At 65.4% G+C, this 15,586-nt stretch carries 12 protein-coding genes; 7 read left to right on the top strand and 5 right to left on the bottom strand.

From position 1 onward, the window contains the following. Positions 1-113: 113 nt before the first annotated feature. The gene (map, locus tag ACVWY5_RS41930) at positions 114-938 is read left to right on the top strand and encodes a type I methionyl aminopeptidase (protein WP_016844429.1); all 825 of its coding nucleotides are present in this window, start codon (positions 114-116) and stop codon (positions 936-938) included. Between the two features lie 26 nt (positions 939-964). On the opposite strand, the gene ACVWY5_RS41925 is transcribed toward map, so the two are convergent. Continuing rightward, on the bottom strand, positions 965-1,684 hold the full coding sequence (locus ACVWY5_RS41925) for a DNA-3-methyladenine glycosylase I (RefSeq protein WP_028335893.1): 720 nt from the start codon (positions 1,682-1,684) through the stop codon (positions 965-967). Positions 1,685-1,808: 124 nt separating this feature from the next. Between ACVWY5_RS41925 and radC the strand changes: the two genes are divergently transcribed. The 5 genes from radC to ACVWY5_RS41900 all read left to right on the top strand — a co-directional run bounded on the left by radC (position 1,809) and on the right by ACVWY5_RS41900 (position 9,190). Continuing rightward, positions 1,809-2,522 (top strand): RadC family protein, encoded by a 714-nt coding sequence (gene radC, locus ACVWY5_RS41920; RefSeq protein ID WP_028335894.1) that lies wholly within the window; start codon positions 1,809-1,811, stop codon positions 2,520-2,522. Positions 2,523-2,886: 364 nt separating this feature from the next. After that, entirely contained in the window at positions 2,887-5,010 is a 2,124-nt protein-coding gene (gene glgX / locus ACVWY5_RS41915) for a glycogen debranching protein GlgX (protein ID WP_028335895.1), read from the top strand. A gap of 245 nt (positions 5,011-5,255) precedes the next feature. Further along, positions 5,256-7,121: a sigma-54-dependent Fis family transcriptional regulator gene (locus ACVWY5_RS41910; protein WP_028335896.1), complete on the top strand. Its 1,866-nt coding sequence runs from the start codon at positions 5,256-5,258 to the stop codon at positions 7,119-7,121. A gap of 81 nt (positions 7,122-7,202) precedes the next feature. Further along, a complete protein-coding gene (locus ACVWY5_RS41905) occupies positions 7,203-8,786 on the top strand; it encodes a hypothetical protein (RefSeq protein ID WP_028335897.1) in 1,584 nt (527 codons plus the stop codon). Then, positions 8,786-9,190 carry a hypothetical protein gene (locus ACVWY5_RS41900; protein WP_028335898.1) on the top strand — a complete coding sequence of 135 codons (405 nt, stop codon included), beginning with the start codon at positions 8,786-8,788 and terminating at the stop codon, positions 9,188-9,190. The genes ACVWY5_RS41905 and ACVWY5_RS41900 overlap by 1 nt, the downstream gene beginning before the upstream one ends. 23 nt (positions 9,191-9,213) lie before the next feature. Here the strand turns inward: ACVWY5_RS41900 and ACVWY5_RS41895 are convergent, their stop codons facing one another. Beyond that, positions 9,214-9,969 (bottom strand): SDR family oxidoreductase, encoded by a 756-nt coding sequence (locus tag ACVWY5_RS41895; RefSeq protein WP_028335899.1) that lies wholly within the window; start codon positions 9,967-9,969, stop codon positions 9,214-9,216. 380 nt (positions 9,970-10,349) lie between these two features. On the opposite strand from ACVWY5_RS41895, the gene ACVWY5_RS41890 reads away from it, so the two are divergent. Next, a complete protein-coding gene (locus ACVWY5_RS41890) occupies positions 10,350-10,826 on the top strand; it encodes a hypothetical protein (protein WP_028335900.1) in 477 nt (158 codons plus the stop codon). A gap of 213 nt (positions 10,827-11,039) precedes the next feature. Here the strand turns inward: ACVWY5_RS41890 and ACVWY5_RS41885 are convergent, their stop codons facing one another. The 3 genes from ACVWY5_RS41885 to ACVWY5_RS41875 form a co-directional block, all read right to left on the bottom strand. Further along, positions 11,040-11,594: a flavin reductase family protein gene (locus ACVWY5_RS41885; protein WP_016847112.1), complete on the bottom strand. Its 555-nt coding sequence runs from the start codon at positions 11,592-11,594 to the stop codon at positions 11,040-11,042. A 156-nt stretch (positions 11,595-11,750) separates the two neighbouring features. Next, complete coding sequence (locus ACVWY5_RS41880) at positions 11,751-12,851, bottom strand: LLM class flavin-dependent oxidoreductase (RefSeq protein WP_018269514.1); 1,101 nt, start codon at positions 12,849-12,851, stop codon at positions 11,751-11,753. Positions 12,852-13,200: 349 nt separating this feature from the next. Further along, positions 13,201-15,546 carry a mechanosensitive ion channel domain-containing protein gene (locus tag ACVWY5_RS41875; RefSeq protein ID WP_028335901.1) on the bottom strand — a complete coding sequence of 782 codons (2,346 nt, stop codon included), beginning with the start codon at positions 15,544-15,546 and terminating at the stop codon, positions 13,201-13,203. Positions 15,547-15,586: the final 40 nt, after the last annotated feature.

Below are 15,586 nucleotides of genomic sequence, written 5' to 3'. Positions count from 1 at the left end.
AAAAATCAAGCCGTTTGGACATGTCCCCATGGCCAAGCTTGGCTTGCGCCGGGCGCGCCGATCATTAAATTAGGGCCTGAAATCAGCCCCTTGCCCGCAGAAACAGCCCGCCCATGAGCTATATCGACGCCACCGACACCTCGCTTCGCAAGACCGGTCAGATCAAGCTGCACGGACCGAGCGGCTTTGCCGGCATGCGCAAGGCGGGCGCCTTGGTGTCGAAATGCCTCGACGCGCTCACCGACATCGTCAAGCCGGGCATCCCGACTTCGGTCATCGACGAGTTCGTTCGCAAGTTCGCCTTCGACCACGGCGCCTATCCGGCGACGCTGATGTATCGCGGCTATCGCTACTCGACCTGCACCTCGATCAATCACGTGGTCTGCCACGGCATGCCGGGCGACCGCCCGCTGAAGGAAGGCGACATCGTCAATGTCGACGTCACCTTCATCGTCGATGGCTGGTACGGCGACTCCAGCCGCATGTATGCGATCGGCGCCATCGCGCGGAAGGCCGAGCGGCTGATCGAGGTGACCTATGAGGCGATGATGCGCGGCATCGCCGCGGTGAAGCCCGGCGCCACCACCGGCGATATCGGCCACGCCATCCAGAGCTATGTCGAACCGCAAGGCATGAGCGTGGTGCGCGACTTCTGCGGCCACGGCCTCGGCCGCCTGTTCCACGACGAGCCGAACATCATCCACATCGGCCGCCCCGGCGAAGGCGCGCCGCTGAAGCCCGGCATGTTCTTCACGATCGAGCCGATGATCAATCTCGGCAAGCCGCATGTGAAGATCCTGTCCGACGGCTGGACCGCGGTGACCCGCGACCGTTCGCTGTCGGCGCAGTTCGAGCACTCGGTCGGCGTCACCGCCGACGGCGTCGAGATCTTCACGCTGTCCGAGCGCCATGGCGAGAAGCCGTGGGTCCAGGTCTAATCGGGTTTCAGCTGTAACCGTCCTCGTCAGAAGTCGCTGCGCGTGCGCTCGATGATCTCCTCGGGCGTATGGTTCTCTCCGATCGACATCGCGCAGATCCGCGACAGATGCAGATAGGACAGTCCGGTCTCCTCCGCCCAGGCATTGAACTGCGCCTGCACCTTGGCGAGATCGCGCTTCGACTTGACCTCCTCGGCGATATCGAGGCCGGCATCGCGCAAGCAGGCGACCACGTCGCGCGAGGTGACGAAGCCGTCCCAACCGAGGAAGCGCAGCAGCATCTGTCCGGTGTTGCCGCCGAGCCGGCTGCCGCGCTTCGCCAATAGTTCCAGCAGTCCGACCTCATCCGATGACGGCCAGGCGCTAAGGAATTTTCCGAAGCTGCCGTGCTCGCGCGCGATCTCCTGCACGAAGCGGCCGTTGTCGCGCACCGACATGATCTTGGCGCCGTTGCGCACGATCCTGGCGTCGCTGACCAGCTTCTCCCAGAATTCGTCGGGCTTGAAGGCGAGCTTGGCGGGCTGAAAGCCGAGGAACGCCTCCTCGAAGCCCGGCCATTTGGCGTCGATCACGCTCCAGGCAAAGCCCGCGCAGAACACGCGCCTGGTCATCTCGGCCAGCACGCGGTCGTCGCCGAGCTTGGCCAGCGCCTTGGCGCCCGCCGGCGGCCGCAGCAGCTTCTCCAGCGCCTTCGGCCCGCCCTTGCGCTTCTCGGCGCGCGAGCGGATCACCTTGAATGAAGTCACGCCGCCCTCCCCCTCTTGCTCTCGAACCGTTGCAGCCGACGGTAATTCGCCCGAAGCATCGTGGCAAACCGGGCAGTTGCATCGGCTCTTGCAAATCGCCGCGAGCACGGCATGGTTGTGGCCGATGCCCGCCAAAGCCAGTGACAGCCCCGATCAGCCCGACGAGACGCCGCATTATCACGGCCATCGCGAACGGCTGCGCGAGCGCTTCTATGCGGCCGGGCCCGACGCGCTGACCGACTATGAGCTCTTGGAGATGGCGCTGTTCGCCGCGATCCCGCGCCGCGACACCAAGCCGTTGGCCAAGGCGCTGTTGAAGAAGTTCGGCTCGTTCGCCGAGGTGGTGCACGCGCCGGTGGCGCGGCTGCGCGAGGTCGAGGGCGTCAAGGATGCCTCGGTCAACCAGCTCAAGCTGCTCGCCGCCGCCGCCGGCCGGATCGCCAAGGGCGAGATCAGGCGCAACATCGCGCTGTCGTCCTGGAACGACGTCATCGACTATTGCCGCACCGGCATGGCGTTCGCCGACAAGGAGCAGTTCCGCCTGTTGTTCCTCGACAAGCGCAACCAGCTGATCGCCGACGAGGTGCAGCAGACCGGCACCGTCGATCACACCCCGGTCTATCCGCGCGAGGTGATCAAGCGCGCGCTGGAATTGTCCGCCACCGCGCTGATCCTGGTGCACAACCATCCGTCCGGCGACCCGACGCCGTCGCAGGCCGACATCCAGATGACGAAGGCCATCGTCGACATCGCAAAGCCGCTCGGGATAGCCGTGCACGACCACATCATCGTCGGCAAGAACGGGCATACCAGCTTCAAGGGCATGCGGCTGATGTGAGGATTGCACTCAACAAGCCCCCCGCCGTCGTCCCGACGTAGTGCGCAATTGCGCACGGGGGCCGGGACCATAACCACAGGGATGCGTTGTCGAAAACAGGTTATGGCCCCGGCGTCGCGCAACAATTCGCATTCGTGGTAATGGGTCCCGGCCTTCGCCGGGACGACGGTGAAATTGTTGCGGGCTCTGTGAGTCACACATTCGCTTCGTATGCCCCGAATGACGAACGGAGAGAGCGGCGCCGCGTTTGAACCGTCACACAGGCCAGGGACAAACTCTCCTAAAATCACCCATGCAACGTTTTCCGCACGGCGGCGTTTGTTGCAGATTGATCTGGCGGCCTGTCAGGGGCCTTGGGGGACCGATGTCCGATTACGTCATTGAGGAAGGGCTGCCCTACCCGCTGGGCGCCCACTGGAGCGGCCACGGCACCAACTTCGCGGTGTTTTCCGCCAACGCCACCAAGGTTGAGGTTTGCCTGTTCGACGGCGAGCGCGAGACGCACCGCTTCGAGTTGCCCGAATATACCGACCAGGTGTTTCACGGCTTCATCAATGGCGTGCAGCCGGGGACGTTCTACGGCTATCGCGTCTACGGTCCCTACCAGCCGGACGGCGGCCACCGCTTCAATCCGAACAAGCTGCTGCTCGATCCCTACGCCTGCGCCCATGCCGGCAGCCTGACCTGGAATCCGGCGGTGTTCGGCTACAAGATGGAGAGCGGCGACGACCTCACCTTCGACGAGCGCGACAGCGCGCCGTTTATGCCGAAATGCGTGGTGGTCGATCCCAATTTCGACTGGGTCCAGGAGGCGCAACGGCAGGACGTTCACTGGGACGAGACCGTGGTCTACGAGACCCACGTCAAGGGGTTCACCAAACAGCACCTAGGCATCGACGAACATTTGCGCGGCACATATGCGGCCTTCGGCTCGAACGCCGCGATCGATCATCTCAAGGCGCTCGGCATCACCTCGGTCGAGCTGCTGCCGGTGCATTCCTTCATCAACGACAGCAACCTGCTGGACAAGCACCTCACCAATTACTGGGGCTACAACACCATCGGCTTCTTCGCGCCGGATCCGCGCTACGCCGCCGACGTGCCGAACAGCCTGCGCGAATTCAAGGAGATGGTGTCGCGGCTGCATGGCGCCGGCCTCGAAGTCATTCTCGATGTCGTCTACAACCACACCGCCGAAGGTAATGAGCGCGGCCCGACGCTGTCGTTCAAGGGTATCGACAATGCGAGCTATTACCGGCTGCTGCCGGACAAGCGGCGCTACTACATCAACGACACCGGCACCGGCAACACGGTGAACCTGTCACATCCGCGGGTGATCCAGATGGTGATGGACAGCCTGCGCTACTGGGCCGGCCACATGCATGTCGACGGCTTCCGCTTCGATCTCGGCACCATCCTGGCGCGGGAAGTCTACGGTTTCGACGAGCAGTCCGGCTTCCTCAAGGCGATGAACCAGGACCCGTTGCTCGCGACCGTCAAGCTGATCGCCGAGCCCTGGGATTGCGGCCCCGGCGGCTACCAGGTCGGCGGCTTTCCGGCGGGCTGGGCGGAGTGGAACGACAAATACCGCAACGTTGTGCGCGATTTCTGGCGGGGCGAGGCGGCACCAGGCAGCCTGGCGCCGCGGCTGCTCGGCTCGCACGACGTGTTCAACCGCGAGGGACGCCGCACCTGGGCCAGCGTCAACTTCATCACCGCGCATGACGGGTTCACGCTGAACGATTGGGCGAGCTACAACAACAAGCACAACGAGGCCAACGGCGAGCACAACAATGACGGCTCGTCGGACAACCACTCCTGGAATTGCGGCGCCGAGGGCCCGACCGACAATCCGGATATCCGCACTTTGCGCGAACGGCAGAAGCGCAACATGCTGGCGACGCTGCTGGCATCGCAGGGCACGCCGATGCTGCTCGGCGGCGACGAGTTCGGCCGCACCCAGCGCGGCAACAACAATGCGTACTGCCAGGACAACGACATCTCCTGGTTCGACTGGAATTTTTCCGACGACGCCGGGAAGCTGCTCGCTTTCACCAAGCGGATGATCAAGCTGCGGCGCGACTACCCGATCCTGCGTCGCAGCCGCTTCCTCTCCGGCGATCGCGATCCGCAGCTCGAGATCCGCAACGTGGTCTGGATCGGCACGACAGGCGCCGAGATGACGCAGACCGACTGGAGCACCGGCTGGATCAAATGCTTCGGCGTCGTGCTCGACGGCCGCGCCCGCAAGACCGCGATCGCGCGTGAGGGCGAGGACGACACTGTGCTTGTCATCCTCAACAGCTACGAGGGCGAGGTCGGCTTCAAGCTACCGCGGACGTCAGCCGGACCGCGCTGGTCGTTGCTGCTGGATACCAACGCGCCGGAACAGCCGGCAGGCGCGCATTTTGCGTTCGACGGCACGTACAAGGCGGTGGGGCGTTCGTTCGTGCTCTTCACCGCCGGCGAGGTGAAGTCATCCCCGTAGCCCGTTGGCTCCACTCGGGCTGCGGTCCGCCTTCTACTTCCCCCTGAAAGGGGGAAGGTCGGGATGGGGGTCAGCCGCAGGCGATGCTGTTTACGGAGAGAGCAAATCCCCGCCCGCTTAGCTCTGCCGAGCAAGGCGACCTCCCCTTTTCAAGGGGAGGTTGCCGTCCCGCGACGCCGTCGGCCAATTGACATTCGGCCGCGGGCTGCCAGACTTCGCAGAAAATTAGGGGTGGAGACCTCTGGATGGCCAATCTTTCGGCCTCAAATCACGTCGCCCGTGTTTTGTCGGCGGCCAACCAGGTGGCCGGCGTCGACACCGAGACGCGGATCGCCGCGTCCTGGCGGCGCTGCCTGGTCAATCACAACCTCGATCCGGCCCGGCGCGGGCCGCCGCAGACGCTGACCGAGGCCGAGATCCGGCACATCGCCGAGCCGATGGAGGATTTGATCCAGGTCGCGATCCCGGAACTGGAAGACCTCGCCCGCGTGCTTCACGACTCCGGCTACTGCGTCAATCTCGCCGATCCCAACGCCACCATGCTGGTGAGCCGGCTGCCCGACGGCGACTACGCGCGGATGTTCCTGGAATGGAAAATCTACACCGGCTCGAACTTCGCCGAGACGTTCGAGGGCACCAACGGGCTCGGCACCGCGCTCGCCGAGCAGCGGCCGATCCTGGTGCATGGCGACGAGCATTTCCGCGAGCAGTGGCACATGTTCACTTGCGCGGTGTCGCCGCTGTTCGATCATGCCGGGCGGCTCGCCGGCGCCGTCAACATCACCTCGTGCCGCAGCGATCTCGGCCGCAGCGCGCATGAACTGGCGCTCTCCGTCACCACGGAGGCGACGCGGCGGATCGAGCAGTCGTTCTTCCGCCGGCGCTACCGCGCCTCCTGGATCGCGATGTTGCCCGGCGACGGGCACGGCATGCTGGCCTATGACGACGACCGCCGTGTCGTCGGCGCCTGCCGCACGGCGCGCGCCGCGTTCGGCCTGACCGATGCGATGATCGAGGACGGCATCGACCTGTCGCATCTCATTCAACTGGACGATCGCGCGACGCGCGCCGCGGACGAGCAGGTCGCGCTGCGCCGCGCCGACGGCACGCCGTGGGGACGCGGCCATCTGGCGCCGCCGGTGCGGGCGCGTTCGCCGCGTCCACCATCCACACCGCCGCGCGAAAAGCCGGCCGGACAGTTTTCCGGCCTGCACCGGCTGGCGGGCCGCGATCCCGTGCTGATCAAGGGCGTGAAGCGGCTGATGACGGTCGGCAATCTCGACCTGCCGATCCTGCTGCATGGCGAGACCGGCGCCGGCAAGGACGTGTTCGCGCGCGCCATCCATACCGCGAGCAACCGCGCCGGCCGCAACTATGTCGCGCTGAACTGCGCGGCGATGCCGGAGAGCCTGATCGACGCCGAGCTGTTCGGCTACGAGGCCGGCGCCTTCACCGGCGCGCGGCGCGAGGGATCGAAGGGGCTGATCGTGCAGGCCTCTGGCGGCACGCTGTTCCTCGACGAGATCGGCGACATGCCGCTTTCGCTGCAAACCCGGCTGCTGCGCGTGCTGGAAAACCGCGAGGTCTGGCCACTCGGCGCGCTGAAGCCTGTCGCCGTCGACATCCGCCTGATCAGCGCCACGCACCGTGATCTGGCGCGGATGGCGGAGGACGGCAGCTTCCGCTCCGATCTGTATTACCGGCTGCGCGGCATGGAGATCCGCCTGCCCGCGTTGCGCGAGCGCGCCGACCGCAAAGACGTCATCGCACAGATCGCCGACGAGGAAGCGCCGCATTGCCGCATCGCAACCGACGCCTGGGCGCAGCTGATGGCCTATCCGTTCCCCGGCAACATGCGCCAGCTTCGCCACGTGCTGCGGCTCGCCGGCGCCACCGCGGAGGACGGCGTCATCAGCGAGGCGGATCTCGATCTGCCGCCGTTCAGCGCACGCGGTGCGGAGGCCGATCACACCGCGAGCGAGCGCGCCGCGATTGTCGATGCATTGCGTGCCAATGACGGAAGAGTGACGGACGCGGCCAAGGCGCTCGGGCTCAGCCGCGCGACGTTGTACCGGAAGATCAAGGCGTTAGGGATCGCGCTGGACAGCTAGACCAGAACCGCCCCTGCTGTTCCGGCGGCGCCTGAAGGGTGCTATCATACACCTTTCATTCAACGCCACGGAGCGGGTCCCATGACACGGTTTCCCCTCGCTGTGGTCGTTGGCCTCATTGCCGCGACCATTTCGCAGCCTGCCGCCTCGGATTCCACTGAGCAACGATTGGGCAAAGTGCATTTTGTGACATCCTGCAAGCCTGAAGCGCAGGAGCTGTTCGATCGCGCCATGCTGTATCAGCATTCGTTCTGGTACAGCGCGTCGCGGCGCACCTTCGAGGAGGTGCTGGAGGCCGACCCGCAATGCGCCATCGCCTATTGGGGCATCGCGCTCAGCTACCTCTACAATCCGCACGCGCCGCCGCCGCCGGAAAACCTTCCGCTCGGCCTTGAAGCCGCGAAAAAAGGCCAGGCGCTGAATGCCGGCACCCCGCGCGAGCGCGAATACATCGATGCGATCGCGGCGATGTATGTCGACTACGACAAGGTCGATCACCGCACCCGCGTGCAGCGTTTCCTCGCGGCCGAAGAGCAGGTCGCGACGCACTATGCCGACGATGACGAGGCGCAGATCGCCTATGCGATCACGCTCAACGTCGCGGCGTCCCCGGCCGACAAGACCTATGCCAACCAGCTGAAGGGCGCGGCGCTGCTCGAACCGATCTTCAAGCGCCAGCCCGAGCACCCCGGCATCGCCCACTATCTGATCCATCTCTACGACTACCCGGCGCTCGCGGAGAAGGGCCTCCCCGCGGCGATGCGCTATGCCAAGATCGCCGAACACGCGCCGCATGCCCAGCACATGCCGTCGCACATCTTCACGCGCGTCGGCTACTGGAAGGAGTCGATCGCCTCGAACAAGGAATCCGCGCGCATCGCCAGGGAAGACGGCGAACAGCAGGACCAGGCGCACGCGATGGACTATCTGGTCTATGCCTATCTCCAGCTCGGCCAGGACAAGGAAGCGCGTGCGGTGATCGACGAGCTCGGCAAGCTTCAGTTCAAGCTCGACCGGTTCGCCGGCCCCTTCGCGGTGGCGGCAAGCCAGGCCCGCTATGTCTTCGAACGCGGCGACTGGAAGGGAGCCGCCGCGCTTGAAGTGCATCCGACCAAATACGCCTATGCGGATGCCATCACCTATTTCGCCCGCGCGGTCGGCGCCGCGCGCTCCGGTGACCCCGCCGCCGCCAAGGCCGATGTCGCGAAGCTGGTCGAGCTGCGCGACAAGTTGAAGGACGCCAAGGACGCTTACTGGTCCAACATCGTCGACATCCAGCAGCAGATCGCAAGCGCCTGGGTGCTGTACGCGGAAGGCAAATACAACGATGCGCTCAGCGCGATGAATGCCGCCGCGGAGGCGGAAGACAAGACCGAGAAGCATCCCGTCACGCCGGGACCGCTGGCGCCGGCGCGCGAGCTCTACGCGGCGATGCTGCTCGATCGCGGCATGGCCAGGGAGGCGCTCGCCGCCTATGAAGCCGTGCTCAAGAAGGAGCCGAACCGGCTGGCGACTTATCTCGGCATGATCAAGAGCGCCAAGGCAGCCGGCGATCAGGCCAAGATCCGGGAATGCGCTGATCAGATAGCCCGGCTTACCGCGGATGCCGACCTGTCGCGGCCGGAGCTGATCGAATTGCGCCAGACGACCGGAAGCAAGCTGTGATGCCACTGATGACATGGCGCAACGGTGGAGCGGCGCTGCTCGGCGCCGTTGCGCTATCGCTTTGCTATACCCTGCCGCTCGGCGCGATGGAGATCCTCGGCCAGGCCGGCGTGCTCGGCGAATGGGAGCTGACCGGACATCTCACCGAAACCGCGCCAGGCGCGCCGAGGCAGTTCTCCGGACCGCTCAAGATGAAGCATGTGGGCATCTGCACGCAGGACGGGCCGGACGAACGCGCCGGAGAAATCAGGCTGCAAATCACGGGTGCGGATTCGCAGGTCACGGCCGAACTGGTGCTGGACGGCGCGCCCTGCACCTTCAGCGCCCGCAAGACGCGCAATTACGAGGGCACGCTGTCCTGCGAAGGACGCGCGCCCGTTCCGTTGCTGGTGTGGCTCAAATAGGCGCTGTAGTTAGGCTTCGGCCGTCACGCCGCCGGCCGCGCGCGGCGCAGCCATTCGTTCAGATTGATCCGGCCGAGGCGCGCCTCGCCGAGCGGCACCAGCGAGTGCTGCTCGACCCGGCCGCCCCAGTAAAGCGCGTCAGGGTCTTTCACCACCTCGCGCGGGTCGCCTTTTGCCTTCAGATAGCGCGCCACGATCTCGTTGAACGGCGCGCGGTCCGGACCTGCGATCTCGACGATGCCGTTGCGCGGCGGCTCGAGCGCGATATCGGCGACGAGCGCGGACACGTCCTCCGCCGCGATCGGCTGGAACAGGCCGGGCGAGAGCCTGATGGTGTTGCCAACCACGCCCGCATCGGCGATCGCGCCGACGAATTCCATGAACTGCGTCGCGCGGATGATGGTGTAGGCAATCCCGGACGCCTCGATCAGCTTCTCCTGTGCGACCTTGGCGCGGAAGTAGCCGTTCTCGGGCGTGCGGTCGGTGCCGACGATCGACAGCGCGACATGGTGCTTGACGCCGGCCGGCTTCTCCGCCGCCAGCAGGTTGCGGCCGGAGGTCTCGAAGAACTCCATCACCGCCTTGTTCTCGAACGAGGGCGAATTGGCAAGGTCGATCACGACCGCCGCGCCGGCCAGCGCCTCTTTCAGCCCCTCGCCGGTGATCGCATTGATGCCGTTCTTCGGCGAGGCCGCGACGACGTCATGGCCGCGCTGGCACAGGATGGCTGTGGTCCTGGAGCCGATCAGTCCGGTACCGCCGATCACAACGATCTTCATGGTGATACTCCTTTGTCGGTGACGAGATCTCTTGAGACGTGCTTGCCGGATTTGCCGGCGGCAATCGTCATGGATACGTCGCGCTACCTCTTCGGTCGCTCTCTCACACGCAACCACGCTATAGTACGCCACGGCAGTTCTGATGTCGCGGAGTCTGTCGTCTGATGCGCGCGAGCCGTTGGTGGCTACGCTTGCTGAACCTTCTACCGTCGCGTAGACTAACGCGTGCGTTCCAGCCAGCGTGCTGGGGTACCGAAAGCTTCGGCCGCTGCCGGGATATCACCGCGGGCTCTCTTTCGTGCTGCAACGCAAATGCTGGGCATGACGTATAGCCCGCTGTGCACTCCTTGATTTGATTTCAGCAAACGCAGGAGGAGTCTATGCGGAATTTTATCACCTTTTTCGTTTCCAGCGTGGCAATCGTCGTTGCGGCGTCGACCGCCGTAGCGGGTGAGAAAGTGCTCGAGTTCAAGCTCGTCACCAAGCCTGTCGACGTCAAGGTCATCGAGGCAGCAAACGTCGAAGGGCAGACGGTCGTTTCCGGCAAGTTCTTTGGTGTCGCCGTCTTCAGTGATGGCCATATCGGGGTGAAGGAGTTCGTCCATTCAGGAGACATGCTGAAGGGCTCGGGCTCCTATTACGGTTACAGCACCTACACGTTCGAAGAAGGCGCGATCACGGCGCGCTACACCGGCGCGGTCAAAGACGGAAAGTCAAACGGCGAATATACGATCCTCTCGGGCACGGGCGCCTATGCGAATGCGACGGGCACAGGAACGATCGAAAGCGCGCCGAACCCGTTCAAGGGGGTCAATCTTCTGAACATCAAACTGGTCGTGAGAACGCCGGGGTCATAGCAGCGCAGCGTCCGCAGGATCACAGCAAGGACAGCGACGCCTCGCATGGCGTTGGCCCGGCCACCTGTCGCATGGCCGGGCCGAAGCCATCAAGCGCGGCGCAAGACGGGTCGTCAGCATTGCGCCTCCAAGGCGACGCAGCCCGACAGCCCTCAAACGATCGAGAGAGGATCGGTCGCCTGGACCCGTCCGCCTTGCAGATGTCCGTACGTTTCAGGAAAACTCGTTCCAGCTCACGCGGCGCGCGTCGAGGTCGCCGAGTTCGACCGGATCGTGGATGTTGCGCACGCTCTGGAAGCCGGAGCGCAGATAGATCAGCGGGTCGACCGTGGTCGCGGCGCGGACGTGCTGGACCTCGCCGATGAAGATCGAATGGGTCTTGGTCTCGAGCTCCTGCGCCAGCACGCAGTCGAACGCCGCGACGGCATCCTCCAGCACCGGGGCGCCGGTGGCGCCGGTGGTCCAGCGTCCAAACGCAAAACGGTCGTCGCCGTTGACGCCCTTCTGTCCGGAGAAAGTCAGTGCCAGCAGCGCGTGGTCCTCGTTCAGGAAGTTGATGACGAAATGGCGCTCCTCGCGGATGCGCTGATGCGCGCTGGCGTTACGGTTAACGCAGACCAGGACCGAGGGTGGATTGTCCGACAGCGAGCAGGCCGAGGTCACGGTCAGGCCGGTGCGCTGCCCGGTCTCGGAGCCGACCGTCACCAGCGCGACGGCGCCCGCGCAATGGCGCATCGCCTGCTTGAAACTCTGTGCGTCGACCGTCATGCCGCAAACCCTGTTTGAGCATGATCCTGCTCGGAAAGCCGCTTCGCACTTTGCGCCAACGCGGCCCTCCGGGTCCGGATCATGCTTCGGTGAAAAACACTCCGTTCAAGATATGCGAGGCGGGGTGCGAGGCAAGCCCCGCACCCCGCGCAGCTGTCATGCAGCCTTCTCGAACTCGGCGCCGAGATGCTTGAGCCGCGGCATCACCTCGTTCTTGAGCAGGTCCAGCGAGTGCCGCCAGGCTTCGGGCTTGTGCTTGTAGTCGAAGCCGAACACACAGAGGACACCGAAGCCGCCGACCTCCCGGTAGATCTTCTCGATCTTCTCGGTGACCGTCGCGGGCGAGCCGACGATCCAATTCCGGCGCGCGCAATATTCGACAGTGACGTCGCTGTCGGGCACGTCGGGCGCGTGCTTCAGATAGTCCTTGAAGCCGAAATGGCCGAGCAGCGGCAGGAAGTACTCGCTCATCATCCGGCCCATCATGTCGCCGGTCGACAGCTTCCACGCCTCCTCATCGGTATCCGCCACGAACACCTCGCGCACCAGCCGCCAGTCCTTGCGGCTCGGCTTGCGGCCGGTCTTGGCGGCACCTGCCTCGACCGAATCCCAGTGGCTGCCGACATAGGCCGGGTTGAGGTTGAGGCTCATCGGGATGAAGCCGCGCTCGCCGGCGAGCTTCAAGGTGTCCGAATTCTTCGACAGGCCGGCGACGCCGATCGGCGGGTGCGGGCCCTGCAACGGCTTGATGTGCGGCTTGAGGAAGTCGAACATCGTGTCGGGCTTGCTCACCGTCCAATACTTGCCCTTGTGCGTCCAGGGTCCCGGCTCGGACCACATCTTCAGGATGATCTCGAGCGCCTCGCGGGTCATGTCGCGGTTCTGGCCCGACATGCCGTCGACATTGAACATCGCCCAGTCGCTCGGCAGGCCCGAGGCCGCGACGCCGAAGTTGAGGCGCCCGTTCGAGAGATGATCGAGCATCGCAACGCGGTTCGCGAGCTCGGCGGGATGATGATACGGCAGCAGGAAGCCGCCGGGCCCGATGCGCAGATTCTTGGTCTGCAACAGCGCCTGCGCCACCAGCAGGTCAGGCGACGGATGCGGCTCCCAAGGAGCGGTGTGATGCTCGCCGATCCAGGCCTCCTGGTAGCCGAGCTCGTCGAGCCAGCGCAGCGTCTGCAGGTCCCAGTCGTGGCCCTCCTTCAATCCGCACTCCGGCGGGTGCGAGGGCATGGTGAAATAGCCAAGCTCCATGTGCGTTTCCTTCCTTCGCGTTGGGTTCAGTCATGCAATGCGTCTTGCCGCGCATTGCACGACGATCAGCAAGCGCTGTGCCAGCGGAGGAAGTCGCAGGGAATGGGTGGGAACGGCCGGATTTCGGCCGGCTGCGGCCGGTCGGCGGGTGCGAGAAGGCTGACGACGTCTCATCGTCGCGAGACGTGTCGCAACGGTGAGACGCGCCGGCAAGCATTCCCGCTGTTTACTCGGGCTGCCTCCGCACACACGGAAGCAGATACTCTCGCGGAGACTCCCCCTCACCCGAATTCGAGCTTCGCTCGAATTCGACCTCTCCCCGCAAGCGGGGCGAGGTGAAGCGCACAAATTACCCCGCCGCGCGGCGCGGCTGAGCGTTGGTATCGGGCTCGGAGGGTGGAGGAAGCTGCATCAGGATGGTCTGGCCCATCGAGGCGATCTCGATACCCTCGTCCTGGAAGCGCCGCTTCATGCGGCGGTTGAACTCGCGTTGCACCGACCAGCGGCCGCCGTCGGTGCAGCGGATCTGGCCGACGATGGTCACCACGGAGCCGTCGACCTTGTCGACGCCCCACAATTCGAGATCGCCGCGGATCAGCGGGCGATACGCCGTCTCCTCGCGCATCTGGGCGACGATGTCCTTCAGCACCTCGCCGGCGCGGTCGGTGTCCTCCTTGTAGGAAACGTTGACGCTGACCGCGGCATTGCCGGCGCCGCGGCTGGCATTGGTGATCGTGGTCACCGCGCTGAACGGCACCACGTGCACCGAACCGTCGCCGGCGCGCAGCCGCATGGTACGGATCGAGACGTTCTCGACCACGCCCGAGAGGCCCGACACCGTGACGTTGTCGCCGACCTGCACCGTGTTCTCGATCAAGAGGAACAGCCCGGTGATGAGGTCCTGCACCAGCTTCTGCGAACCGAAGCCGATCGCGATGCCGACGATGCCGGCGCCGGCGAGCAGCGGCGCGACATTGACGCCGATCTCGCTGAGCGCGGTGAGCCCGACCACCGCGACGATCATGCAGAACAGCGCGGTGCGCAGCATCGGCTGGAAGGTGCGCAGGCGCGCGGCGCGGGCGTAATGCCCCTCGCGCGACAGGGTGTCGATCTGCCGGTCCATCAGCGCATTGGCGACTTCCCAGATCACGGCCGCGGCCAGCGCGGCAATGCCGATCGTCACCAGCGCCGAGATCAGGCGGCTTCCGATCTGGCCGCCATAGAACCAGACGATGGCGTCGACGCCCCACACCTCGAGCAGCGCGACGAAGCCAATGAAGGCGATCACCGCCGTGACCACCTTGCGCAGCAACGGCAGATAGCGGTTGGCGCGGGTCTCGAGCCCCGGGAAGCGCTGGATCAGCTCCGGGCTGATGCGGAAGCCGCGATCGATCAGGCTCAGCACCACCATGGTGACGAGGCGGGTGACCAAGAGCACCGCGATGGTGCCGACGAAATATTGCAGCAGCAGCGAGTAGCCGTTGCGGATGTTGAGCGCCCACACCGCCCACAGCGCGAGGTCAAGCGCGATCGCCAGCACATGCCAGAGCGCCGCGAGCCGGTTGCGCGCCCGCGCCGCAAACCCGATGCGATCGGCCGGGGCGCGGATGACGTCGGCGACCTGCCGGCGGCACTGCAGGATGATGACGACGACGAACAGATGCACGACCAGCATCACGAGCCGGATCAGCGCGGCATAGCCGGCGCGATGCAGCCCGAGCAGCAGCGCGACATTGGCAAAGGCGATGCCGGAGACGCCGACGGCGACGATGCGCCGGGCCCAGATCTCGATATAGGCCGCGGTCTCGGCACGGACGCGGAACAGGCCGAACGGCCCCGCCAGCGCGCGCACCGCGCAGATCAGGACGCGCGAGAACACATAGGCGTTGACGACGGCAAGGATCACGAGCCGCGTGGTCGACTGATCGCCGATCTCGGTGCCGAGCAGCGCGGTGGCGATGCCGCCGAACACGACGACCGGCAGCAATTCGAGCAGCAGGCGGCCGAGCACGAAAGGCAGCCGGACCAGCGACTGCCAGGCCCGCGCCAGGCTGAGCCGGCGCCGCTGCAATTCGGGCGCCGGCGTAACGTCGGCAACCGACGACGGCGGATCGACGCTGGCGAGCGTCTGCACCGGCACGCGCGCGGTCTGCGGCAGCCGCGCTTCCAGGAACGCGACCGGCCGCTTGATCAGGCGGAACACCACCCATTCGGCGGCGAGCGCGCAGCCGAACACCAGCGCCAGCTTCCAGGCGATGTCGATCAGGAGGCCATAGGCGGCCGGATCGTTGGCGGTGCGCACGAACCAGTAATAGAACGCCGGGAAATGCGTCAGCGTGCGCGCGACGTCGGTGACCTCGCGCGACATCTCGCCGACCTGTTCCGACACCATCAGCAACAGCTGTGCGCCGAGGCTGTCGGCGGTGAGCGGGATCGGCGAATGCTGCTCGGGCGCAGGCGCCGGCTGCGCCGCCGCCTGCGGCGAGGCATTGGCGATGGCGCGCAGGGTGTTGATGATCTCGCCGCGCTTCTTGTCATCCTGCAGCGTGTCGAGCGCACGTTTCGCCTGCTCGGGCGTCAGCGCGTCGCCGGTAGCGGGTTGCGGCGGCGCCGGCTTGGCGGCCGGCTGCGCAAGCGCGGGAGAGACGAACAAAGTGAAGACGAGAAGCAGCGCAAGGCGAAGTTTGTGCGACACGAGGGCCTCATAAAATAACTGCGCGACCGCAAACCCTTGG

This window comes from Bradyrhizobium sp. USDA 3256 (assembly GCF_054058275.1).
The sequence above is the reverse complement of the archived record's forward strand: the minus strand, read 5'-3'. Positions and strand labels throughout refer to the sequence as shown.